Below are 25,339 nucleotides of genomic sequence, written 5' to 3'. Positions count from 1 at the left end.
TTTTTTTCAAAAAATTTTTCGCAAAGTCCCAACCCCCAACAACTTTACAGCCACGGTTTAAAAGAAAAATATTAAAAAATTAAATTACATATTCCAGATGAAACATCCCTTTTTCACCATTTATCCACGGTAATGTATTTTTACCGAAAATTTTAAATCCAAAGCGTTCATATAACCTTTTAGCTCCTTTATTTTCAATATCCACATCCAAAACTACTTTTTGCATCCCTTCAGATCTGGCGATTTTCAGTGCACTATCTAAAATAAAAGTACCAATGCCCAGACCCCTGCAATTTTCATCTACCGCCACACACGCCAAATAAAAATCTCCATGTTTTAGTTTTGCTAAAAATACAGCATCTATCAAATCAAGAATAGTGAATCTAATTGTATCCCTTAAGGAAAAAACCTTCCAAAAAGCCTTAATCTCGCTACGAGTACTGCTTAAATTATCTTTAGAGACCACCAGAACACCTAAAACTTGATCATCTTCTTCAGTTACTACAAAAACATTCTCATAACCAATACTGTTATTCCCTTCGATAACCAATTTTTCAATTTTAGATATTGCTTGAGCCTTATTTTTCAAAATTCGCTTGTAAGTATGTGCATCTGTAAAGTAAATTAATTCTGCGACTTTTAAAGTATCATGTTTAGTTACATCCAGCTTTTTCATCTGCATAAATTTTCATCCAATTAAATTCAATTAACTAATAAAAATTAATCAACAACATAAAATATTAACTTTATCTAAATAATAAATATGGAAAAACACTGCTATGACCACTATCCAATGTCCATTGTATTTTTATCCAATCTGTTATCTATATCGATATACATTATTGGTGCTTATATAATACTCAATTTAGGAACTATTTATAGCATATTATACCTATTTTACTGCCTTTTTTTGGAAATTCGTGTTTTAAAAAAGAGTTGTGTTAACTGCTATTACTATGGTAAGGTATGTGGTTTTGGCAAGGGCAAATTGAGTGCATTATTTTTTAAAAAAGGAGATATTTCTAAATTTTCCCAGCTAGATCTTAGCTGGAAAGATATGATCCCCGATATCTTGATATTTGTTGTTCCACTAATTGCAGGAGTTATAATTTTAATTTCCAGTTTTTCCTGGATAATTCTATTGTTAATGGGATTATTGTTATCATTATCATTAATAGGAAATGCGTTTATTAGAGGTTTTTTAACTTGTAAGCATTGCAAACAAAGAGAATTAGGCTGTCCAGCCGAAAAATTATTTCAGGAAAAGTGATTTAACTTTGAAATTTACCTGAATTATAACCAATAGTTAAAGGTGTGTTAATGTTCCATATAGCCCCAGAAAAAGAAATTTTAGATGGTAAAATTACTGATGTGTATTTTGAGCGTACCGTCCAAATACTAAAAGAAAAAAATATTGATTGTGAAGTCAAAGCCGAATTTATAGCCAAATCCCTTCCCGATGAATGGTCCTGGGCTGTTTTTGCCGGATTAGAAGAAGTTTTATATTTACTTAAAGACTTACCCATTAAAGTAAGGGCTATGAACGAAGGCACAGTTTTTTATCCCAGAGAAGTGGTGCTGGAAATAGAAGGGAATTATCAGGACTTTTGCATTTTTGAAACTGCTATTTTAGGCATGATTTGTCAGGCCACAGGTATTGCCACAAAAGCCGCACGATTCAAAAAGTTGGCAGATGAACGATTGGTAATGAGTTTTGGTGCCCGCAGAATGCACCCTGCCATAGCACCTATGATAGAGAGAAATGCTTATATCGGAGGATGTGACGGCGTATCTGTTGTTAAAAGTGGTGAACTGGTCGGTGAAGATCCCCTGGGAACTATCCCCCATGCACTGGTACTTTGCATAGGATCTACACTAGAATCAATTAAGGCCTTTGATGAAATCATAGACCCTCGTGTAAATAGAGTGGCCCTAATTGACACATTTAATGATGAAAAATTTGAAGCACTGAACGTGGCTCAAAACTTGGGAGATAGGCTTTACGGAATACGATTTGATACCCCTTCTTCAAGAAGAGGTGATTTTAAAGCTATACTCGAAGAAACACGATGGGAACTAGATTTAAGAGGTTTTAAAGAAGTAAAATTTATTGTTAGTGGAGGCATACAGGAAGCGGACTTAGAAGAATTAAATGAGCTAGTGGATGCCTATGGAATTGGAACTTCTATTAGTAATGCCCCAGTAGTGGATTTTTCTATGGATATTGTGGAAATAAATGGCACGCCCATATCCAAAAGAGGCAAGTTTTCAGGGCCTAAAAATGTATTAAAATGTGAAGATTGTCAGGGCCATCTGATTGTACCTCTTAAAAAAGAGATATCTAACTGCTCCTGCGGTGGAAAATACAAAAAATTAGTTAATCTAATGATAGAAAATAATCAGATCGTGCAAAAAATAACCCCTGTGGATGAAATTAAAAGATACGTACTTGATCAAATAAAAAAACTGTGATTTATGAGGGAAAGCTATGACTGAAGAATGGTTAAATCAATTAGATTATGATCCATTAGATGTTTTAATTAATTCCACTAACCCCAGTATACAATATTTAAGTAGAAGGGACTTTTTAAAAGAAAAAGTGGGCCCCATAGATACTATTTGGGATCTTCCAGAGCCTGGAAAAATTTTACGCAGACAACAAGGCGATGGCTCCTGGAAATATCCAGGGGCAAATAAAAAATTACGCTCTCAAGAAAATTATAATCAATTAGAAACTTTTAGACAATTAGGAGAGCTTATAGAAAAATATGAGTTTAATAAAAATCATAAAGTGGTTCAAAAAGCAGCAGATTATTTCTTCAGTTGTCAGACAGATGAAGGGGATTTTAGAGGAATCTACGGATCCCAATACGCCACTACTTATCATTCTGCCATAATGGAGCTTTTAATAAAAGCAGGATATGTTAAAGATCCCCGTATTGAAAAAGGATTTCAGTGGCTGCTTTCCCAAAGACAAAATGATGGTGGATGGACTATTCCATTTAGAACCTTGAAAATTAAGTATTCTGATGCCTTAAAACTGTCAAGTCCTCTCCAGAGCGACCCAATGAAACCATTCTCCCATTTAATTACGGGAATGGTTATTCGAGCATTTGCAGTACATCCTCACTACTCTCAATCAAAAGAAGCCCATCATGCTGGAAAATTACTTATGAGTCGTTTCTTCCTGCGAGATAAATATCCTGATAGACAAGACAAAAAATACTGGGAAAGCGTTTCTTTTCCATTTTGGTTTACAAATATTGTCACGGCTCTGGATTCATTATATTATTTAGGATTTAAAAAAGAAGAAGCACCTATAAATAATGCTCTGCAATGGTTGGTTAAACAACAAAATGAAGAGGGAGTATTCGACTTAAAACTTTTGATGATTCGCGATAAAGATCTTAAATACTGGGTTACATTAGCCATATGTCGAATCTTAAAAGGATATTATGGATAAAATTAGTTTTTACATGTTTTAGAATGGAGGTTGGCTTTTATGGATAATCGAGCCAAAAAAGAATTAATAAAAGAAAAATTCAGTGCTGGTGCAAACATTTATGATAAATTCCGTGCATCTATTATTCCTAACTTAGATGATTTGTATTGCGTACTTGTAGAATTAGCTCAAAGTGAAAAAAACAGCCCTAAAATATTAGATTTAGGTGCAGGGACTGGTCTTTTAACTAAATACTTATTAGGGAAATATCCTGATGCTCAATTCCAGTTAATCGATTTATCTGAAGAAATGTTAAATATCGCCAGAGATAGATTCAAAGACTTTGAAAACTTTGAATATATTTCCGCAGATTATGTGAAACAACCATTTAATGATTCATTTGATATAGTGGTCTCCTCTTTATCCATCCATCATTTAAAACATACAGAAAAGCAATTATTAAATCAGAAGATATTTAAACATCTTAATTCAGGTGGTATCTTTATAAATGCAGATCAAATTACCGGTCCATGCCCATTTAGTGAAGAAACATACCAAAAAAATTGGTTTAATAAAATTGATGAAAGTGAACTTGATGATGAATACAAAGAACCAGCCATTGAAAGAATGAAATTTGACAATCCCGCTACCTTAGATGAAAACTTAAAATGGTTAAAAGAGGCAGGTTTCGAGGATATAGATGTTTATTATAAATATTATAATTTTGTTGTGCTTTTTGGGCGTAAAAAATAAGCACCGGTGATTTAATGACTGATTTAAAAAAAAATATTACCTACGTAACTACCAAAGATATAGATCTTATTGAACCCCTGTGGGGAAAAATAAAGATTCACCATCAAAATATCTCACAACACTTTTCAGATAAATATAAAAAAACAAGTTTTATTAATAGGAGGAAAGAATTACTTGATAAAACTTCTATAAATATTGATCTGGCCAAAGATATGGATATGGATTCATATATTGGATATTGTATTAGCTCTATTTCACAAGATATTGGAGAAATTGATTCTATTTTTGTGGAAAAAAAGTACAGATCCCAAGGTATTGGTCAAAAGCTAATGGAAAGAGCACTGAATTGGATGCGAGAAAACGGTTCAGATGACATTAAAATAGTTGTTGCAGTAGGTAATGAAGAATTACTTCCTTTCTATAAAAATTTTGGTTTTTTCCCCAGGCATATGGTATTGGAGAATAAAAATACTCCTTAATATAGTTTATGATTTATAAATCAGAAAAAATAGGGCAAAATACAATGAGAAAATCATTTTAGGGGAGTTTTAATTAAATTGAGTTTAAATTCATGTCCCCGATAATATTCCCTTTTCAAGGGAAGGCCTATTTAATATAAATTTATATCATTCCCCATCACAAGACAATTTATTTAAATAATATTAATTTTAAATTATAACTCTATATTTTTTATAGATGAAATGAGGGGGCTAAATGAACCTTTATGAAGAAATAAAAGAAATAGCTGAAGGAGATGGTGTTGAGTTTATAGGAGTGGCAGATTTAAGCCCTGCTAAATCATTTATTCAAGAATATGCTCAGCATTTACTGGATGAATACCCAAAAGCTATCACTTTAGGCATAAGATTATTAGATGATGTGGTAGATCAATTACCTAACCGGAAAGAACGATTTGCTGCTGTTAATTACATGAATACATATGAAGTGACCAATCAGCGTCTAGACTTATTATCTTATAAAATCAGTGATTTGTTGCAGAAAAAAGGATTTAAAGTCTTACCCATACCTGCTTCAGAGCGATGCGACGATGAAAAGATTGCTGCCGTATTTTCTCATAAATTAGCCGCCCATCTAGCTGGTATTGGATGGATTGGAAAAAGTTGTCTGTTGATAAGTCCTGAAGCAGGACCCAGAGCAAGATGGATAACTGTCTTAACCAATGCCCCCCTGGATAGTACAGGGACCCCCATGGAAAATTCTTGTGGAGATTGTAATAGATGCGTGGACATTTGCCCTGTTAATGCATTCAGTGGAAAGGAATTTAATGCAAAAGAACCCAGAGAAGTAAGATATGATGCATATAAATGTGAAAAATATTTTGAAGAATTAGAAAGCGCAGGGCAAATGCCTGTTTGTGGTCTTTGCATTAATGTTTGCCCACACGGCAAAAAAGGTAAATGATCTGATTAAAATCTTATTTGATACACTAAAAAGCACATTCCTTTTTAAAGCCCTATTACCCCTATAAAATATTTTATTTGAATTACTTATTCATATTTTTCAAAACAAACTACATCTTCAATGTTTTTTCGGGAAGTTTTAATTGATCCTTCTTCTGCAGCATATCCCAAGGTGAACATTGCTACAACCCTAATATACTCGGGAATGTCTAAAATTTCCTTTACTGTGTTTTCATTAAAAGCACCTAACCAACACGTTCCCAATCCTAGTTCTGTAGCTTCTAAAATCATGAAAGAAACAGCGATAGATACATCTACCGTGTAAGCATATTGTCCACAGGGCATTATATACTCTGAATTTGTAGCGCAAGCCACAATAGTTACTGGTGCTTCTTCCACAAATTTTTGGTTGTATGCCGCCTCTGCAAGTTTTAAGCGTGTTTTATCATTTTTCACTACCAAAAATTTCCATTTCTGCTTGTTTTTGGCCGAGGGAGCCAGCCTAGCAGATTCTAAAATTCTCTCAAGTTTTTCATCTTCAACTTCATTATTTTTATACTTTCTAATACTTTTTCTTGTAGAAATAGCCTCAAAAACTTCCATAGAAATCACTAGAATATAATATCATTTAATAACTTAAAAATCAGAGCATAGTAAAATATAAAATTAATAATGAAAAAATAATATTTGAAAAATTTTATTTATTGTTCAGCGTCCATCATTTCGCCGTATTCTACTTCTATTTCGCATCCTTTTGGACCGCAACAGAAATGTTGTAAATCAAATCTTACTAGCATATTTTCACCTCTTAATGTTCGACAATATAATAAAGTTACTTATTGTATTTAAAGGTGGTACTAACATAAGCAATATATACAGACATTATTAATATATACGAACAGTTAGGGTACTGACTGACAAGTAGTATACTAAAATTAAAAGGTGAATTTATGCCATTAAATGAAGAAAATGGAGAATATATATGTTCAGTTGAGGCAGCAATTAATGAGATTGGTGGAAAATGGAAATCATTAATAATTTGTTCTTTAAAAGATGGAAAATTAAGATTTAATGAGATTAATAAGAAAATACCGGAGATAACCCAAAGAATGCTCACAAAAACACTTAGAGAACTTGAAAAAAATGGAATTATTAATAGAAAAGTCTATGCAGAAGTTCCACCCAAAGTAGAATATTGTCTCACCCCTAAAGGAAAATCAGTCCTGCCCATATTTGATTCTCTATGTGAATGGGGTAAAAAATACTGCGAACCCTCCGAAGATTAATTAAAAAATTAATTATGCTTTTTACACTGTTTAACCACTGTAACTGCGAAAACTGCTGCCCCAAACCCATTGTCAATATTTACAACTGCAATTCCCGGGGCACAGGACTGTAACATACAATAGAGTGCGGTAAATCCATCTTTACCCACACCATAGCCCACCGATGTAGGTACTCCCACCACAGGAATGTCTACCATACCCGCTACCACAGAAGGTAGTGCGCCTTCCATACCAGCCACCACAATTATAACCTGCACTTTTTCTTCCAACATTCTGCTCAAGTGTGAAAATAATCTATGGATACCTGCCACACCCACATCATAAGAAGTTATGACTTCACAACCGGACTCCTCTGCTACTATTCTTGCTTCTTCCCCAACAGGTATATCTGATGTGCCTGCAGTAATTATACCAATTTTACCATGAGTATATTTTTCCCCAGTATCTTTTTTTATGACTAAAATTCTTGCCCGTTCATGATATTTTATTTTGAAATCCTGCTCTTTTAAGGAGGTTAATTCAGTTTTGATATTATCATATCTTTCTTTTTCCAGTTGAGTTACCATCATATGACCATTATCAACACAATGCATGATAATTTTAATAATTTCTGAGTCTTTTTTGCCAGGAGCATAAATAGCTTCTGGAAACCCCGTTCTGGATTCCCTATGCATGTCAAACTTGGCAAAATCCTCAACTTCTCTTATATGATCCGAATTTATTAATTTTTCAGCTTCTTCAAGAGAAATTTTTCCATTTAAAAGTTTTTCTAGAATTTGCCTCATAACAATCACTTCCCTAATGAATATATAAGGATGGATATTATAAAAGAATGATGATACAGTTGAAAATAATGAAAAAAATAAGAAGAAAACTTATTCAAGTATTAATTTGTATTTAAACCATGAAAAATCATTAAATCCATTAATTTATCCATTTTTATAAAATTTTAAAAAAACTACTAATCTTGAGGTATAAAATTGGCAAAGGCCCGAATATTAGTACAGGGAATCGTGCAAGGAGTGGGTTTTAGACCTACCGTTTATCGCCTAGCTAAAGAATTACAGCTAAATGGATATGTTCGAAATTTGGGTAATGTTGTTGAAATTGGCTTAGAAGGTGGAAAAAAGCAGATCAAAAATTTTGTGGACGACCTGCAAGAAAAAAAACCACCTATCTCAAAAATCTCATCTCTAGAAATAGAATGGTTGAACAACGACCATTATGAATATTCTGATTTTATCATTTTAAAGAGTTCTTCTAATTTTTCAGGGTCCTCAGTGATACCACCCGATGTAGCCATATGCAAAGCCTGCTTAAGTGAAATAAACAATCCTAAAAATAGCAGATATTCTTACCCATTTACTGCATGTACCGATTGTGGGCCCCGTTTTACAGTAATAGAATCTGTGCCCTATGACCGAGAGCGTACCAGTATGGAAGACTTTCCATTATGTTCCAACTGCCAAGTAGAATACACTGATGTAGAAAATCGGCGATACCATGCCGAAGCTACCTGCTGTGAAGAATGCGGTCCTGAATTATTTCTCTATCATCAAAAAAAATTAGTCTGCTCAAATCCAATTAAAGAAGCCGCTCGGTTGCTGGATGAAGGAAATATCCTAGCCATGAAAGGCATTGGTGGTACTCATCTTGTATGTAAAGTAACTGAAGAAAAACCTGTTTTGAATTTAAGAAAACGATTGAAACGTTTTAATCAACCATTTGCATGCATGTCTCCAGATATAGATACGGTACGTGGTTTTGCTTCAATTACTCCAGAAGAAGAATCTGTTTTAACCTCCCGGCAAAGGCCTATTGTGGTGCTAAAGAAAAATGAGAATTATTTTTTCAACCCCAGTGTTGCACCAGATTTACATAATATTGGGATAATGCTCCCTTATTCTGGATTACACCACCTGCTTTTTAAATACACAAATGAGCCGGCTTACATTATGACTTCAGCCAATATGCCTGGCGAACCCATGTTAATTCATAATGAAGAGATTTTAAAGAATTTAAAAGGAATTGCTGATTACTTCCTGCTACATAACCGACGTATTGTAAATAGGTGTGATGATTCCGTGGTCCGTTTTAGAGGCAGCGACCTGGCATTTATCCGCCGATCTCGAGGTTATGTTCCAGAACCATATGATTTATCCCATATATCAAAAGATTTGAATGTGTTGGCTTTAGGCCCTGAAATCGATGTTACATTTTCCATTTTAAAAAGTGGAAATTGTTATCCCTCACAACATATAGGGGATACCAGTAAATTTGCTACTTTCCAATACCTTCAGGAAGCTGTAAAATATCTTATGAACATTACACAGACTGATACTATTGATGTTGTAGCCTGTGATTTACATCCTCAATTTTTTACAACCCAAATGGCTAAAAAAATTAGTAAAAATTATTCCTGTCCAGTATTTCCTGTGCAGCACCACCACGCCCATGCTGCAGCTCTAGCTATAGATAATGAAGAGATGGAAATGGTCTGCATTGCTGCTGACGGAGTGGGTTATGGGGAAGATGGGGCCGCTTGGGGTGGTGAGATATTATATATAAATATGGAAAACGGAGATTACGAACGAACAGGAAGTTTATTACCTCAAAAAATGGCCGGTGGAGATCTTTGTTCAAAATATCCTGCTAGAATGTTAATTTCTATGCTTCAAGATCACTACGATCCAAATAAATTCATTCAATTGATGGAAAATTATCAAGATTATTTCCCTCATGGAAAAAAAGAAATAAAAATGACAATGCACCAGCTAGAGCGCAATTTCAATGTGAATATGACTACCAGTACTGGAAGAGTTCTGGATGCCATATCTGCTGCTTTAAATATCTGTGGTGAGCGAAGTTATGAAGGAGAATGTGCCATGAAACTAGAGTCTGTGGCATATAAAGCATCAGGAAAACTCCAAATTCCTTTTGAAATTAAAAAATATAAAAATAGGCAGGTTCTGGATACCTCATTAATTCTCAAAGGAGTTTTAGATCTTAAAGAAAAAGGGGAAAAAATAAGTGAAATTGCCTATGCTGCTCAAAAATCTGTTTCAGAAGGTTTAGCTACTATGGCCATTAAATCAGCAGAGGAAAGAAATGTTGAGGTGATTGGAGGATCTGGAGGAGTATTCTATAATGAGGCCATAAGTTTAGCAATTAAAGATTTTGTTGAAAATAATGGGTTTAAGTTTATACAACACAAAAATTCATGTGCTGGTGATGGTTCTGTGTCATTAGGTCAGGCATCTCTTGCAGCTATAAAATATAAGTGAATAAATAAGTTTTTTAAAAATTAATCATTTGCATATGAACTATTATTTTTTCCATTTTACTTTAATAAAATTAAAATAAACTTTAAATAATAAAAACTCCAATTAATTTTGTGGTGAAAAATAAAGACATCATGGGTCTATGTAAACCTCCTTATCCACCAAAAAAAAGATGTCTAAATCATAGAATTTGGGATTTCCACACCCTCATTCTTTGATTAACCATAATTATCTGCTTTTTAAAAAAAAAAAACTGTTGAAATACTAAACAATATTGGCTAACAGGGATGGTCCAGAAAATCGTGTTCTTTTATAAATAATTATAAAAAGAAATAAAAGAAAACGGACCAGAATTTAAATCTTATTAAAATTGATTAATAGACAGATTTAAGCCAATATTATAAATCTCACATTATTCTTGAGTTCCTTCAACGTCCTCTAAAACTTCTTCAGCTCTTTTTTTAAGAGTGCTATACAATCTTATCAAGCTTTTAAGTTCTTCTATGGCCTCATAGTGCCCCATACGAATTTTATGTTCCACATTAAGCAGTTTTGACCATTCTTCCCCAGAAGGTAATTGTTTTCTAGTTAATGCTTCGTCTGTGATGTCTACCTGGAAAGTAGCCTGATTTATGATAATATTTACAGTAATGTCATGTGACATATCATAATATTTCCTGGGACGGCCCCTTTCAATCTTCTTAAAAGAAGATGTTAAAAGTCCCAACTCTTCCATTGCCCTTAAATGTTCAATTATAGCCTTTTGACCTATTTCAAGCTCTCTAGAAATTTGACTTACAAATCTAGGCTCTTCACGAAGTAAGTTGATTATTTCTCGCCGAGTACGGCATCCCATTACATCAAGTATAGCCTCTATATCCATGTTATCAAATGAATTTTGAGTCATCAAAATACTATTGTCGAAAGGTTTATATAACCTTTTGTAACTATAATCAATACGGGGTTGTGATAGTATAACCTTTGGTAACTTTAACATGAGAAAATGAGTTGAATAAAAAATCATTTTCATTTTATTTAAATCACAAAAAGGTGAATTAATGGCCAGCGATAACGATTTAAAAAAACTCAAAGAAGAATTAAAAAAGAAAGAGTCGCTTTTAAAAGATAAAGAAGACAATCAAAGCGAATTAGAAAGTACTCTGGATGAATTAAAAAAAGAGCTAGCTGAAAAAGAAGAAAAATTGGCCGAATATATTGCCCAGATGCAGAGAATGCAGGCGGATTTTGATAATTACAAAAAACATATTGTTCAACAACAGGCTCAAACCATTGAATATGCTAATGAAGGTCTTATTCTAAAAATATTAGATGTATATCAGGACTTTGAAAGAGCATTAGAAAGTTGTAAAAGTGAAAAAGACCTTCGTGAAGGTTTGGAACTTATTTACAACAAGTTAAAAACCACTCTAGAAAAAGAAGGTTTGAGTGAAATTCCTACAGATGGTGAAAAATTCGACCCTTTCAAACATGAAGCACTCATGGCCGAAGATCATGAAGATTTTGAAAATGGTATGGTTATAGATGAATTATCAAAAGGTTATACCTTAAAAGATAAAGTGATTAAATATTCCATGGTTAAAGTCTGTAAAAAGTGATTTAATATCATTATTGTTATTTAATAAACATTTAGAGCATTAAATTTGATATAGTATGTAAAATTGATTAAAAATTAGAGGTGAATTTATGGCAAAAAAAGAAAAAATTATTGGTATTGATTTAGGAACCAGTAACTCCGCAGCATCTGTTTTAGTAGGTGGAAAACCAACCATGGTGCCTGCAGCAGAAGGAGCATCCCAATATGGGAAAGCTTTCCCAAGTTATGTGGCATTTACTGACGATGGACGATTAGTAGGAGAACCCGCCAGACGCCAAGCGGTAACCAATCCCGAAAATACCATTAGTGCTATTAAAAGAAGTATGGGGACTTCACACAAAGTAAATGTGAAGGGTAAAGCATATACTCCTCAAGAAATATCTGCATTCATCCTCCAAAAGATTAAAAAAGATGCCGAGGCATTTTTAGGAGAAGAAGTTAAAAAAGCAGTTATCACCGTGCCTGCTTACTTTGACGATAACCAAAGAACCGCTACCAAAGACGCTGGGACCATTGCAGGTTTAGATGTTGTAAGGTTAGTGAATGAACCAACCGCAGCTAGTTTAGCTTATGGTATTGATAAAGAACAAGAAGAAGAGTTAGAAATCATGGTCTTCGACTTTGGTGGGGGCACATTAGATGTAACCATTATGGAATTTGGTGGAGGTGTATTCGAAGTAAAATCCACCAGTGGAGATACCAAACTAGGCGGAACTGATATGGATAATACCATTATGAACTATTTAGCCGGTGAATTCAAAAAAGAAACCGGAATAGACCTAATGGTAGATGACCAGGCAGTTCAACGATTACGAGAAGCTGCAGAAAAAGCCAAAATTGAATTATCTACCACTTTAAACACAGAAATTAACCTACCATTCATAACTGTGGCTGCTGACGGGCCTAAAAACTTAATACACACCTTATCTCGGGCTAAATTAGAAGAACTAGTTGATCCGATAATTAAAAAATGTTCAGGGCCTATGCAACAAGCAATATCTGATGCCAAAATGAGCAAAACAGATATAGATAAGATCATATTGGTTGGTGGACCTACCAGAATGCCTATTGTCCAAAAATTTGTTGAAGATTATATAGGTAAACCAATTGAAAGAGGAATTGACCCTATGGAATGTGTAGCCATGGGAGCTGCCATTCAAGGTGGAGTATTAGCTGGAGAAATTAAAGATCTCGTTCTCCTAGATGTAACCCCATTATCCTTAGGAATTGAAACCTTTGGTAATGTTTCAACAAAATTAATTGAGAGAAACACCACAATACCTACTAAAAAGAGCCAAATATTCTCCACTGCAGCAGATAACCAAACATCCGTGGATATTCACGTCCTCCAAGGTGAAAGGCCAATGGCACATGACAACACCACCCTTGGAAGGTTCCAGTTAGTTGGAATACCCCCTGCCCCAAGAGGAGTCCCACAAATTGAAGTAACCTTTGATATAGATGCAAATGGTATCATGAATGTTTCTGCAAAAGATATGGGAACCGGAAAAGAACAAGCCATAACCATTACTGCTTCAACCAAATTATCCCAGGAAGAAATAGATCAGAAAATTAGAGAAGCAGAAATGAATGCTGAAGAAGATAAAAAGAAACAGGAAGAAATTGAAGTACGTAACAATGCAGATTCCATGATCTACACATCTGAAAAAACCTTAGAAGAACTGGGAGACAAAGTTTCTGGAGATAAAAAGGAATCTGTAGAAAAATTAGTCAGCGAACTCAGAGATTTAGTTGCAGGGGACGATATAGTAGCTATTAAAGAAAAAACCGAAGAATTGACAAAAGTAGTTCAGGAAATCGGTGCTACTATTTACCAGCAAGCACAACAAGAACAGGCTCAACAACAAGCACAACAAGAAGATGCTCAACAAGACGCTGGAGACGACGAGCACATAGACGCAGACTACGAAGTCAAAAAATAAATAAGGAATTTTAGTAAGATCATTACTACTTCCTTAATTTTTTAATTTTTGAACTAATTTAATAAAATATAACTATAATCACACTAACTATTCATAATTGTTTAAAGTATACATATAACAAATTTAACTCTGATTCTATTATCAAATCATCAACATATCAATCTAACAGGTGAATAATAAATGGCAGAAAAGCGCGATTATTACGAGGTTCTGGGTGTAGATAAAGGAGCCGATAAAAAAGAGATTAAAAAAGCCTATCGTAAACTGGCTATGAAATACCATCCTGATGTTAGTGAGGACAACGAAGCATCTGAAAAATTCAAAGAAATCAGTGAAGCATACGCTGTTTTATCAGACGAAGAAAAAAGAAATACTTATGACCAATTTGGGCATGCGGGTATGAACGGATTCTCACAAGAAGATATTTTCAATAATATTAACTTTGATGACATTTTTAAAGGATTTGGATTTGATGTGGGCAATATATTCGATATGTTTGGCTTTGGAGGGGGAAGAAGACATCACGGGCCCCAAAGAGGAGCCGATGTGTACTATGATTTAGATATAACTCTTGAAGATGCTTATAACGGATTAGAAACTGATATAGATGTTCCCCATAGCCGAACTTGCCCCGTATGTAATGGTTCGCGTGCAGAACCAGGCACAGGCACAAAAACCTGCCAAACTTGCGGAGGAACCGGGCAGGTCCGACAAGTAAATAACACCTTTTTAGGGCAAATGGTGAACATAAGCCCATGCCGAGACTGTCAAGGTGAAGGAAACATTGTTGAACACCCTTGTAGTAATTGTCATGGCAGAGGAATAGTAAAACAAACCAGCACCATTCACATTAAAGTACCTCCCGGTGTAGAATCCGGATCAAGATTAAGAGTGCCTGGAGAAGGAGAAGTAGGTGCTCGTGGAGGGCCTGCCGGTGATTTATATGTAATGATCAATGTCAAACATCACAAATTGTTCGAACGAGAAGGGGCTAATCTTTACTATGAAAAACCCATTAGCTTTGTACAGGCCTCTCTTGGAGATACTGTTGAAATACCGACACTTGATAAATCAATAGATCTTAAAATACCCTACGGAACACAAAGTGGTACTAGTTTCAGAATAAAAGGCCATGGGATGCCACATTTACGTTGGAATGGAAATGGGAATCTTTACGTGAAGGTTAAAGTTATAACTCCGCGAAAATTAAATTCAAAACAAAAAGAACTTTTAAAAGAGTTTGCAGAAATCAGTGGAGATGAAATCCACACCGATGATAAAGGTTTCTTTGACAAAGTTAAAGATGCCATTAACCATTGAATATAATTCATTTTAGCTATCTGTAAATGAAAGTTAAAAGAATTACTATTTATTTTATTATTGATTTTATTTATTAAATTGTAGAGATGGATGAAATATTAATCGATTAGTCAAGACATATATATCATACAACATAGAATATCACTAAAGAAGTTTTTTTCAAGTATATACTTAAAAATTAGATTTTAGCTTTCCATTTTTTATTGAAAAAGAATGGTCTGCAAAATGATCTAAGTCCTGATCATTAGAAAAAATTATAACTGATGCATCAATTTTTATCTTGCAAAAAAAATCTATTAATTTAGTTGTTTTTTCTTTATCCAGATCACCTGAAGGTTCATCAGCAAGAATAATTTGAGGTTTATTAATCAATGCCCTTGCCAGCGCGACAATTTGCTGATGAAAAAGAGAAATATTTTCTGGAAGTTCATTTTTGATCTCCCCAATATCCAATAGTCCCATGAGTTCTAATGCAAATTTTTCATTTTTATCATGCATAGGAAGCATTAAATTTTCTAAAATAGTCAAATACGGTAATAAATTGCCCCATTGCAAAATTGTGCCTATTTCAGTTTGCCGGATCTTGCTTCTCTCTGTTTTAGACATGCTCGATACCTTTTTACCAGTGAAAAATATTTCACCAGAATCTGGCACATCCAAAAGACTAGCCAGGTTAAAGATCGTGGTCTTACCTGAACCAGTAGGTCCTGTAATTAGAGTTATAGAATTTTTTTTGATTTTTAAATCAAAACTGTTTAGTACGTTTATTTCGTTTTGAGCATCTCTGTATGTTTTTTCAACATCATTAAACTCCATGATTAAATTATCCATGCCTTAAAACCTCAATTGGATCAGTTTTTGTGCTTTGCCATACTGAAAAAGCAACTAAAACAGCACTCAAGAATGCAGTTACTAAAATAACAACTACTGGAAGCCACCATGGCAAAAGTAAAGATAATGGAATTATATTAATAATATTTGCCGCCAGAACAATTCCAAAAATACCCACAACACTACCAATAACTGCCCCAATAAATCCTAATAAAAATGCTTCCAGTAAATGAGTTAAACCTATTTGAATAGATGTGAATCCCATTAACTTTAGTAAAGCTACTTCTCTTTTTCTTTCAAGTAAATTAATGTCCATTGCATAGGTAATTCCAAAAATACCTACAAGAAATATTATACTGGCCATGAAATCCAAAAAATAAATTAAGTTGCTAATTAAATTTTCTAATTGCATTAATCCTTCAGAACTTGTAATATCTATGCCCAATGTAGAGTTAATTAGAACCGTAATTGAATTTACAATTTGATTATCAGTTAAATTAAATTTAGTAGTTGAATTATCAGAAGGGTTAGAAAAAATATATCCCGGCAAAGTTTGACCTTCTTTTAAAAAGCTGTTCAGTCCAATTCCTGAACTTAAAAGCAATATGAGGATTATAACTCCCAAAGCGATTCTTAATATAGTGGATATGTTTCTCCATTTATTACGGCGCAAATTTTGATAAGAAAGTTTATAAATTCCCATTTTTTTCTTAATTTATTCTATAAAAACTAATAAAAATAGATTGCGAGTATGATTAATAATGTATTAATGGCATGCTAAGAGTAACCCACCTTCTGTTTCGGCAGCATTCATCTAGGCGGACTACCTCTGCTTCAATCAGATATCATTAGCAGTATTTTGCCCTTGCATCCCACGGATTGGCCGTTTCACCGCTCCTTTTAATGTCCTTCAACCTATTAAAAAGGCATCATATTCATCCATTAAAAGACGTGTCGTTTCTGCTCCAGAGTCCAGTTTCTCAACAGGTGCATCAAAACACCGTGGTTCTGTGTGATGGGTGGAGTTTCCTCAGTTTAAACCCTTACGGGAAACCGGTGGCTGCCCTTCAGCTTACCATTAAACCATTAAAATTAGAAACAAAACATAATTTCGTTTCAATAATAGAATTTATAAAAGTCATTAATAAATGTTTTTAAGAATTAATTTTTTCCAGTGATATCCAAAATTAGACCTTCAATACAAATCAGATCATCATTTTCAAATACAGGGTTTATTATTTCCCGAATATTTTTTAGTTGGCCTTTTTTATTTTTAATCCTGTAATTTAGTTTTAAAGGTTCTTTTGAATGAATATTATTGTTTAGATAATTTAATATCTCTTCACGATCATCTGAAACAATTAAAGAATAAAAAAAACAATACCCGTTATTTTTAATTTCATCGGTTTTATAATCTGAAATTTTCTCTAATGCATCATTAAGCAGAAAAACATTATATTCTGTATCAATCCGGTATAACAAACCAGGTATTTTTGAAATAATTTCATGGTAATTTTTAATCTTTTCTAATAATTTTTTCTGATTTTTATGAGTTTTAACAGCCATTTCTATAGTGAATTGAAGTTCTTCATCATTGAATGGTTTTCTCATATATCTAAAAGGTTTCGTAGATTTAGCATGTTCTATTGTCTTAGAATCCGCATGAACAGAAACATAGATTATTGGAACATCCCACTTTTCTTTAATTTTGCCTGCAGTTGTAATGCCATTCCAGTTTCCAGCTAATTCAATATCCATTAACACCACATCAGGTTTGATGTCTAAAAGTTTTTCTAAAGCTTCTTCACCTGAACTAAAATTCCCAACAACTTCATAGCCAAAAGATTTTAGGTGGAGAGTGGTACCTAATCTTAATATCTCCTCATCTTCTACGACCATTATCTTATGACTTGACATAATTACTAAATTGTTAAATCTTATATTAAAAAGTTATTAAATTAAACAGAAGAAGATATGTCTATTTTTGATATGTGGATGATTTGAAAAGTGAATTTTAATCTTTAAAAATAAAAAAAATAGATTTAAAAATTTTTTTTAATAAATTACCTTTTATTAACTGTTAAAAATCCAGTAGCTATCATAAAAAATGCTAAAATTACCCCTAACATAGGTACACCTGTGGGTTGCATTGCCACTGTATCTTTACCATCTGCTTCATTTTCAACCGGTTGAGAATCATCATAAGGCTCAACCGTCACACTAGCCTCATTATTACTGAGATCAGGATCAGTACTTGAACTATCATTAGCAGCGAATGCACTTGGAGCTAATAAAAATCCGCAGACAAAAAGTATAGCCATTATTTTTACTAATCTTTTCATTTTTTTTAACCTCTAAACTATTTTTCTAAAATTTATTCTATGGCTTAAAAAAAATAAGAAAAAGGCATTAGCCTTTATTCTATTTCTTTATTTTAGGTACCACTATTCCAACTGAAACAAGTAAAATAGCCAATATACAACCAACAATTGGAATCCCTGTGGGTTGCATTGCCACTGTATCTTTACCATCTGCTTCATTTTCAACCGGTTGAGAATCATCATAAGGCTCAACCGTCACACTAGCCTCATTATTGCTGAGATCAGGATCAGTACTTGAACTATCAGAAGATTGCTTAGAACCATAAGCAGCACCAGGGTCTGCAGCAATGGCAGAAGTCGATTTAATAGCCGTTATGATAGGAGTTCCAGTTATTTTTGCAGTGGTTGTCAATCGAACATTGGATTTCATAGCTTTTTCCACGATACGTAAAACAAGTTTGCCTCCATTTTTTAGATTTCCAATTGTCCAAACGCCAGTCTTAGGATTGTATTTACCTTTTGAATCATTTGAGACGTATTTAAGACCAGAAGGCATCTTAATAGTTAAATAAACTTTTTTAGCATTCATTGGCCCGTGATTATATGCAGTTATGGTAAATTTAACTTTCTGAAGATATTTCGGCTTGGAATTAGATACAGATATTTTTACAGCTAGATCCGCAGCCGGACCTACATTAACTATTACCAAATCTTTATTGTTGGCCGAGTTCGGGTCATAGTTTGTTCCATTAATAACTGCAACATTGGTTAACTTAGAATTAGGACTGATAGCTTTGGCAGTAATATGCAAAACAGCCACCCCATTTTTAATTAAGTTACCAATAGTCCATACACCAGTATTTGAATTGTAATTACCATCAGCAGAAACAAACAAGAATCCACTAGGTAATTTATCAACTACCCATACCCCATTAGCAGTATCAGGGCCCAAATTTCGTGCAGTTAAAGTGAAAACAACATTCTGCAAATATTTAGGGGATGCATTATTCACAACCTTAGTTATGCTAAGATCTGAAGCCGCTGCTACATTTATAGTTGCATTTGCTTTATTATTGGTCGAATCTAAATCAGATTCATTTCCAGTGATATTAGCAATGTTGACAATCTGTGTATTGGAAGTAGTTACTTGTACTACAATAGTTAAGATAGCAGTTGCACCCTTTGCTAAATTTCCAATATTCCATGTTCCTGTTTTAGAATCATAGTTACCACTTGTTGAAATAAATTTAAGTCCTGCTGGAATTATATCTACTACTTTTACATTAGTAGCAGTGTCTGGTCCTATATTAGTAGCTTTTAATGTGAAGGTGACCTTTTCCAAATAATTAGGATTTATTTTACTCACAGTTTTTGTTAAAACTAAATCATTAACAGGATCCACGTCTAATGACACGCTTGCATAATTATTGCTTAAGTTTGGATCAAAGAATTCTATGTTCCCTGTAGGATCCGGATCAGTAATATATACATAATCAGTTAATTCTACATTAGAAGCCATAGCTTGCGCAACTATGTGTAATATTACAGATTCTCCCTTATATAAAGGTCCAACAGTCCACAAACCAGTAGTTGAATTGTATATGGGATTGAATGCACCGTTAGAATCATCTGAAACATATCTTAGTAAATTTGGTAAAGTATTATATACCTTAACATTGACTGCATCATCAGGACCATTGTTACTTGCATTTAATGTGAACGTGACATAATCCAAGTATTCCGGATGCGCATTATCCACAGTAATTGAAATAGCTAAATCAGATGCAGGCCCTACATTAATAGTCACATTATTCTGATTATTAGTGGAATTCTGGTCATAATTAGCCCCAGACACAACAGCCAAATTAGTCAAATTCACATTAGAAACAACTACTTTAGCAACAATGTGCAAAACAGCGGAAGCGCCACTAGCTAAGTTACCAACATTCCACAAACCAGTGATTGAATCATAAACACCATCAGCAGAAACAAACTCCAAACCAAAAGGCAACTTATCAACCACAGACACTGAAGATTCAGCATCAGGACCATTATTTCGTGCAGTCAAAGTAAAAACAACATTCTGCAAATACTTTGGATTGATATCATCTACAATCTTAACAATACTAAGATCAGAAGCCGGACCAACATTAATCGTAACATTAGATTGATCATTAGTGGAATTCAAATCAAGGTTAGTTCCACCATATATTGCGGCAATATTAGTCAGATTAATATTGGAAACCATGACTTTAGCCGTTATGTGCAAAACAGCGGAAGCGCCACTAGCTAAGTTACCAACATTCCACAAACCAGTGATTGAATCATAAACACCATCAGCAGAAACAAACTCCAAACCAAAAGGCAACTTATCAACCACAGACACTGAAGATTCAGCATCAGGACCATTATTTCGTGCAACTAAAGTGAATACAACATTCTGTAGATAGTTAGTAACTGGATTATCTACTGTTTTAATAACACTCAAATCACTCTTTGGTGAGCCTATGCCACCCAAAGGCACTGTTACCTCTGCTGCAACTTGACCAAGATTTATGGCCAAAAGACTACCTGGTATTAAATTCAAAAGTTCAATGGTTAGAGCACTACCACTTGCTTTTGCATGAGTTCCATCAGCAGATGTGATTTCTTTTCCCGTGCCTAATGATATTTTCAATACCCCTGGAAGAGTTACTGAACCTTCTACTTTTAATCGGTCCAATATACTTATACCCAGGAGTTTTATATCTGCGGCACTCCAATCAAAACTAGCAGTGGCTCCCCCAGGATTACCATTTGCTGAAGCAATTGCATTAACATTGAAAGCATCTATTTCTAAAATGCCTCCTAACAATGATATGCTTTGGATTAATCCACAGCTTGATGTACTGGTTAAGGTTCCAGTATTGAAATCAGGTATTACAGCACTATTAGAATTTATTGCACCTAACCTGATAATTTCAATGATATTTAATAATGCTAATCTTAGAGAGGCCAAATTACTTGAACTAGATGATTGTGTTGGGTCAATAGTTGAATTGGCTGTTGCTTCCAAAAGGCCAACATATAGTCCTAATGTTTTTAACACATCAGGTAAGTTTGATTCACTTATTCCGCCCTGCACAAATCCCTGGTTAGTAGTTGATTCCACATTCAAAAGACCTTCTAAAAGATTTCCGGTTAATAATTTAACTTCTAAAGGAGTAGCTTCACTCTGAGAATAAGGCATATTCTGAGTATCTACCCATGCACTACTTTTTCCCACATTTAATTCCAGTAGAATATTTGCAAGTGCACCTATATTTAAAAGGGTGCTTGATGCATTACCGGAATATGGTATGGCCACAAGCTGGAAATTTGCAGTTCCATAAAAATTTGGATCCACAGGATCTAATCCCCGTGCAACAATTATATCTCGGGCCATAGTCACATAGCCATATTTACTCGCTATTACATTAAACAGAGTATTTGAATTGTTAAAACTAATGGAGTAAGACCCATCTTCTTTCGTTAGTCCTTGAGCAACAATTGTACCAGTAGAATCCCTTATTTTAACGGAAGCATTGGAAAGTCCCTTATGAGTAGAATTATCCATAATTATTCCCGAAATTATGGGATCTGGAACAACAGTGCTACTTTGATTATCAGAGTTTATCTGATCTATATTTGTATCATTAAATTCATAATTTACTGATGAATTTGTATCTGCTGCTGATACTGTCCCACTTATTGATAGTGCAACAAAGATTAGCAGTAGTACCATAATTTTTTTAATTATATCACCCCTTCAATTTTATAATATAGCACTCAAATTCCAATAATCGTATTAATACTTATAATTATATTATCACTATGTGAAATGCGAATTTGTGCAAGTGTGAAAAAGTGCAAGTATGACTGACTCATTTAATACAGGAAAAAAAATAAATTGAAATGAGAATTTAAATTGAATATTATGCCCCCATTCCTGATTAAAAATATTAAATAGTCAGAAATATGAAATTAGTAAATTAAATCTTATAAAACTAAAATAAACACCAAAAAAAGAGTTAACCCCGAAATATTAGATATAATTATTTAATTTTCATGATGTTTCTGCACTAATCCACATATGCACAAAGTTTAGGAGTATTAAGTATAATATTAAATATATTCAAATTTACAAATAATTGTCCAGGTGATTTCTTGAAAAGGGTGACCATAGCCATAAGCTCCGATGTAGATCTAAAATTTAGAAAAAAGGCTTCTCAAAAATATCAATTTGAAAAAGGATGGTATAGTAGTGCCGTAGCAGATGCTATGAAAGACTGGGCTGAAGACACCATAGAAAAGAACCACACAACCCGTGAAATTTTAGATTATATTAATCCTGAATTTTTAAAAAAATTAAAAATGGATCTGAATCTGGAAAATAAAAGTATAGAAAACGTTATTAACCAATTTGGCCCTGAAAAAGAATACCAATTAAATATCACCCGGGAAAATGACAATATAATAATTAAATTAGGCCATGAAAATGATTCCGACCTAGAAAAGAATCTGAAGTCTATTCTAACATTATATTTCATTCTAGATATGTTAATATCTTCTTTAGAAGAAACAACAGATACCAAATATGAAATTGAAGGTATTGGAAAAATACCACCTATTTACTTAAAAAAAGTAGGTTAAATCATTTTATAAAAAATTATTTTTCAAACCCCGGAAAATCACAAGCAAAAATAATAAGAAATAATTAATAAAACTCAAAAATTAATTTAAAAACATTTTATTAAAAGAAATAGCGGGGCCTAGATTTGAACTAGGGCTCTCGGGGTTATGAGCCCCGCGGGATCACCAGACTACCCCACCCCGCTGTAACTTAAGATTAGTGATTACACTATATAAAGGTTTCCCTTAAATTAGAAAATTATGCAGAAAAAATAGGAATAAAAAAGTATTTTTTATGATATGATGAGATTAGTCTTCTGTTTCTTCTTCATCTTCCAGTTTTTTAATCCTTTTATCAAGAGATTCCAGTTTTTTATTGGTGAATCCCCTGTATTCATTGAATCTGTGTTCTAGCTCATCAATATTTCTAGTAACTACTGACATCCTCTTTTCAAGGTCATTGATATCATTTTTTGTAGCTAATGACCAATCCTTAATTAACTCGTCACTCTTTTCATTTAAAAAAATATCAATTTTATTAGAGAGTAAATCAGTGCTTATGGGAACATCTTTCACTTTTCCCATTATTTTATCCCCCATACCAGAAACTTTTTCACCTACACCAGATACTCTTTCTCCCATTTCAGACATGTTCTCTTGTCCCCCGCTTACTTTATCTCCCAAACCATATACTTGCGTTTTAAATTTTCCAACACTGGTGCTGCTAGAATTTTGAAGATAATAATAGAGAAGTACTACGATAGCACCAGCAAGTACCAAAATAGCCAGTAATTCTATGGGATCCATTATTCAGTCCCCTTTTATTTTTTTAACGTTTTTATCTAATTCAGATTCTTTTTGTTCAATATCTTTGAGCATTTTTTGTAGCTTTTTGAATTCAGTTTGTGCTTCTAAACGGGCCAATCTTTCACTTATTTCAGTGTGGAGATACCCAACTTCATTCATGAGCTCAGAAGTACTTCTTCGAATTTTAGCCAAATTTTCCTGCTGATCTTTTGGGAGAGGAATAGCATTTTCCATCAACCGTTTAGACTCTAAATCTTTTTCAACCAGGGAAATTTTTTTAAGTTCAATTTGTTTATCCATGAGTGCAATATTATTTTGAGTTTCTTTAACCCGTCTCCATTGAAGCATTACGACTATTATCGCGATTAAAGATATCACTGCTATAATAATCAGAAAAATGTTTTGAGGTATCATCATACTTGCAGCCATTTAATTCCCTCCTTTTAATTTTTTGTATAGCATAATATATAAAAATTCTTATTACTACATATTAAACTAATTAATTCCAAATTATAATTATTCTTATAAATATAAAGGTTAGTTGTTTCTAAAAAGAATCATTATACTACCTCATTAAATAAAATTCATGATTAGTGATATTTATGATAGAATCTTATGAAAAAGCTGGAAAAATAGTATCCCAAGTTAGATCAGACGCTTTAAAATTAATAAAAAATGGTTTACCTGTTATAGATCTAGTAAATTTCGTAGAAACGCAGATAATTGAAAAAGGAGGATATCCTGCTTTCCCTTGTAATGTCTCGATTAACGAGGTGACCGCCCATTACACATCACCTGCTGGCGATAATTTAACTATAAACTCGGGTGATTTAGTCAAATTAGATTTAGGTGCTCAAGTAAATGGTTTTATTGCAGATAGTGCCACAAGTGTTCTTGTTGATGGTTACCAAGACCTGCCAACTAATGATTATGGAGAAGAATTAGCTGAAAAAAACTTAAAAATGATCGATGCTTCACGTGAAGCATTAAATAACGCACTAAGCATTATTAAGAAAGGAGTGGAACTTCAAGAAATCGGCAAAGTTGTTGAAGAAACAATTAATAGTTTTGGATTTGTTCCTGTTGCAAATCTCACAGGCCATAGTATGGATCAATGGATATTGCATTCAGGACTTTCCATACCCAATATATCTGAAAGAAACTCCCATAAACTAGAAGAAGGAGATGTATTGGCAATTGAACCTTTTGCCACTGATGGTGTGGGCTATGTTACAGATATGCCCCAAACATATATATTTAAATTCTTAAGGGATCGCCCTATGAGAATGTTGCATGCCAAAAAAGTACTAAATCAAATAAAAACAGAATATAAAATGCTTCCTTTTTCCCAAAGATGGCTTATAGACTCATTTGAAGAAAAACGATTAAATGCATCCATGCGCCTCCTAATAAAATCAAGAGCCATCTATCCATACCATGTTTTAAGAGAAAAAAGTGGAGCTTGGGTTTCACAAGCAGAACATACCGTCATAGTTGAAAAGGAGGGGTGTCAAATAATTACAGAATAATTGAAATAAAATTAAAATAAAACTTTCTTTTATATATTGTTTTTATGGGGGTTGTAAAGTTATTGGGGGTTGATATTTTTCCCGTGTTTTTGTGTCCAGTTTTGCATTTTGCGTCGTAGGTAGTTGATTGTTCCGTGTAT

General features: G+C 33.6%; 24 protein-coding genes, 1 tRNA gene and 1 other RNA gene. 13 read left to right on the top strand and 13 right to left on the bottom strand.

What is annotated here, in order from left to right; all coding sequences use genetic code 11:
- Positions 1-79: 79 nt before the first annotated feature.
- Entirely contained in the window at positions 80-682 is a 603-nt protein-coding gene (locus tag MXE27_RS11415; protein ID WP_248612573.1) for a GNAT family N-acetyltransferase, read from the bottom strand.
- A 228-nt stretch (positions 683-910) separates the two neighbouring features.
- On the opposite strand from MXE27_RS11415, the gene MXE27_RS11410 reads away from it, so the two are divergent.
- The 6 genes from MXE27_RS11410 (at position 911) to MXE27_RS11385 (ending at position 5,617) form a co-directional block, all read left to right on the top strand.
- A complete protein-coding gene (locus tag MXE27_RS11410; protein ID WP_248612572.1) occupies positions 911-1,270 on the top strand; it encodes a hypothetical protein in 360 nt (119 codons plus the stop codon).
- Between the two features lie 50 nt (positions 1,271-1,320).
- Positions 1,321-2,472, top strand: a complete 1,152-nt coding sequence (locus tag MXE27_RS11405; RefSeq protein WP_248612571.1) for a nicotinate phosphoribosyltransferase — start codon at positions 1,321-1,323, stop codon at positions 2,470-2,472.
- 16 nt (positions 2,473-2,488) lie between these two features.
- Positions 2,489-3,463, top strand: coding sequence for a prenyltransferase/squalene oxidase repeat-containing protein (locus MXE27_RS11400; RefSeq protein WP_248612570.1), 975 nt, complete (start codon positions 2,489-2,491; stop codon positions 3,461-3,463).
- A gap of 39 nt (positions 3,464-3,502) precedes the next feature.
- On the top strand, positions 3,503-4,195 hold the full coding sequence (locus MXE27_RS11395; protein WP_248612569.1) for a class I SAM-dependent methyltransferase: 693 nt from the start codon (positions 3,503-3,505) through the stop codon (positions 4,193-4,195).
- A gap of 14 nt (positions 4,196-4,209) precedes the next feature.
- On the top strand, positions 4,210-4,674 hold the full coding sequence (locus tag MXE27_RS11390) for a GNAT family N-acetyltransferase (protein WP_248612568.1): 465 nt from the start codon (positions 4,210-4,212) through the stop codon (positions 4,672-4,674).
- Positions 4,675-4,909: 235 nt separating this feature from the next.
- Positions 4,910-5,617 carry a 4Fe-4S double cluster binding domain-containing protein gene (locus MXE27_RS11385; RefSeq protein WP_248612567.1) on the top strand — a complete coding sequence of 236 codons (708 nt, stop codon included), beginning with the start codon at positions 4,910-4,912 and terminating at the stop codon, positions 5,615-5,617.
- An 86-nt stretch (positions 5,618-5,703) separates the two neighbouring features.
- On the opposite strand, the gene MXE27_RS11380 is transcribed toward MXE27_RS11385, so the two are convergent.
- Complete coding sequence (locus MXE27_RS11380; protein ID WP_248612566.1) at positions 5,704-6,219, bottom strand: nitroreductase family protein; 516 nt, start codon at positions 6,217-6,219, stop codon at positions 5,704-5,706.
- A 347-nt stretch (positions 6,220-6,566) separates the two neighbouring features.
- Between MXE27_RS11380 and MXE27_RS11375 the strand changes: the two genes are divergently transcribed.
- The gene (locus tag MXE27_RS11375) at positions 6,567-6,902 is read left to right on the top strand and encodes a winged helix-turn-helix transcriptional regulator (RefSeq protein WP_248612565.1); all 336 of its coding nucleotides are present in this window, start codon (positions 6,567-6,569) and stop codon (positions 6,900-6,902) included.
- An 8-nt stretch (positions 6,903-6,910) separates the two neighbouring features.
- Here the strand turns inward: MXE27_RS11375 and larB are convergent, their stop codons facing one another.
- Positions 6,911-7,687: a nickel pincer cofactor biosynthesis protein LarB gene (gene larB, locus MXE27_RS11370; protein ID WP_248612564.1), complete on the bottom strand. Its 777-nt coding sequence runs from the start codon at positions 7,685-7,687 to the stop codon at positions 6,911-6,913.
- 195 nt (positions 7,688-7,882) lie between these two features.
- On the opposite strand from larB, the gene hypF reads away from it, so the two are divergent.
- Entirely contained in the window at positions 7,883-10,186 is a 2,304-nt protein-coding gene (hypF, locus tag MXE27_RS11365) for a carbamoyltransferase HypF (RefSeq protein WP_248612563.1), read from the top strand.
- Between the two features lie 409 nt (positions 10,187-10,595).
- Here the strand turns inward: hypF and MXE27_RS11360 are convergent, their stop codons facing one another.
- Positions 10,596-11,066: an ArsR/SmtB family transcription factor gene (locus tag MXE27_RS11360; protein ID WP_248612562.1), complete on the bottom strand. Its 471-nt coding sequence runs from the start codon at positions 11,064-11,066 to the stop codon at positions 10,596-10,598.
- A gap of 175 nt (positions 11,067-11,241) precedes the next feature.
- On the opposite strand from MXE27_RS11360, the gene grpE reads away from it, so the two are divergent.
- The 3 genes from grpE to dnaJ all read left to right on the top strand — a co-directional run bounded on the left by grpE (position 11,242) and on the right by dnaJ (position 15,061).
- On the top strand, positions 11,242-11,799 hold the full coding sequence (gene grpE / locus MXE27_RS11355) for a nucleotide exchange factor GrpE (protein ID WP_248612561.1): 558 nt from the start codon (positions 11,242-11,244) through the stop codon (positions 11,797-11,799).
- Positions 11,800-11,887: 88 nt separating this feature from the next.
- Positions 11,888-13,741, top strand: coding sequence for a molecular chaperone DnaK (gene dnaK, locus MXE27_RS11350; protein ID WP_248612560.1), 1,854 nt, complete (start codon positions 11,888-11,890; stop codon positions 13,739-13,741).
- Positions 13,742-13,921: 180 nt separating this feature from the next.
- A complete protein-coding gene (dnaJ, locus tag MXE27_RS11345) occupies positions 13,922-15,061 on the top strand; it encodes a molecular chaperone DnaJ (protein WP_248612559.1) in 1,140 nt (379 codons plus the stop codon).
- Positions 15,062-15,232: 171 nt separating this feature from the next.
- On the opposite strand, the gene MXE27_RS11340 is transcribed toward dnaJ, so the two are convergent.
- The 6 genes from MXE27_RS11340 to MXE27_RS11315 all read right to left on the bottom strand — a co-directional run bounded on the left by MXE27_RS11340 (position 15,233) and on the right by MXE27_RS11315 (position 21,976).
- The gene (locus MXE27_RS11340) at positions 15,233-15,892 is read right to left on the bottom strand and encodes an ATP-binding cassette domain-containing protein (protein WP_248612558.1); all 660 of its coding nucleotides are present in this window, start codon (positions 15,890-15,892) and stop codon (positions 15,233-15,235) included.
- A complete protein-coding gene (locus tag MXE27_RS11335; RefSeq protein WP_248612557.1) occupies positions 15,885-16,595 on the bottom strand; it encodes an ABC transporter permease in 711 nt (236 codons plus the stop codon). Before MXE27_RS11335 ends, MXE27_RS11340 begins: the two co-directional genes overlap by 8 nt.
- A gap of 69 nt (positions 16,596-16,664) precedes the next feature.
- An RNA gene (gene rnpB / locus MXE27_RS11330) (RNase P RNA component) lies at positions 16,665-16,968 on the bottom strand.
- 85 nt (positions 16,969-17,053) lie between these two features.
- On the bottom strand, positions 17,054-17,809 hold the full coding sequence (locus tag MXE27_RS11325) for a response regulator (RefSeq protein WP_248612556.1): 756 nt from the start codon (positions 17,807-17,809) through the stop codon (positions 17,054-17,056).
- A gap of 146 nt (positions 17,810-17,955) precedes the next feature.
- Positions 17,956-18,234, bottom strand: a complete 279-nt coding sequence (locus tag MXE27_RS11320) for a hypothetical protein (RefSeq protein ID WP_248612555.1) — start codon at positions 18,232-18,234, stop codon at positions 17,956-17,958.
- 79 nt (positions 18,235-18,313) lie between these two features.
- Positions 18,314-21,976 carry a DUF11 domain-containing protein gene (locus MXE27_RS11315; protein WP_248612554.1) on the bottom strand — a complete coding sequence of 1,221 codons (3,663 nt, stop codon included), beginning with the start codon at positions 21,974-21,976 and terminating at the stop codon, positions 18,314-18,316.
- A gap of 422 nt (positions 21,977-22,398) precedes the next feature.
- Between MXE27_RS11315 and MXE27_RS11310 the strand changes: the two genes are divergently transcribed.
- Entirely contained in the window at positions 22,399-22,884 is a 486-nt protein-coding gene (locus tag MXE27_RS11310; RefSeq protein WP_248612553.1) for a hypothetical protein, read from the top strand.
- Between the two features lie 110 nt (positions 22,885-22,994).
- On the opposite strand, the gene MXE27_RS11305 is transcribed toward MXE27_RS11310, so the two are convergent.
- From MXE27_RS11305 to MXE27_RS11295, 3 genes are all read right to left on the bottom strand, one after another.
- Positions 22,995-23,069, bottom strand: a tRNA-Met gene (locus tag MXE27_RS11305).
- 103 nt (positions 23,070-23,172) lie between these two features.
- Positions 23,173-23,670: a hypothetical protein gene (locus MXE27_RS11300; RefSeq protein WP_248612552.1), complete on the bottom strand. Its 498-nt coding sequence runs from the start codon at positions 23,668-23,670 to the stop codon at positions 23,173-23,175.
- Between the two features lie 3 nt (positions 23,671-23,673).
- Positions 23,674-24,099 (bottom strand): hypothetical protein, encoded by a 426-nt coding sequence (locus MXE27_RS11295; RefSeq protein WP_248612551.1) that lies wholly within the window; start codon positions 24,097-24,099, stop codon positions 23,674-23,676.
- Between the two features lie 173 nt (positions 24,100-24,272).
- Between MXE27_RS11295 and map the strand changes: the two genes are divergently transcribed.
- Positions 24,273-25,199 (top strand): type II methionyl aminopeptidase, encoded by a 927-nt coding sequence (gene map, locus MXE27_RS11290; protein ID WP_248612550.1) that lies wholly within the window; start codon positions 24,273-24,275, stop codon positions 25,197-25,199.
- Positions 25,200-25,339: the final 140 nt, after the last annotated feature.

Origin of the sequence: Methanobacterium alcaliphilum, from assembly GCF_023227715.1 — an archaeon.
In the GTDB taxonomy this organism is placed as follows: Archaea; Methanobacteriota; Methanobacteria; order Methanobacteriales; family Methanobacteriaceae; genus Methanobacterium_E; species Methanobacterium_E alcaliphilum.
Note: the sequence above shows the minus strand (reverse complement) of the source record. Positions and strands in the feature narration are given on the sequence as shown.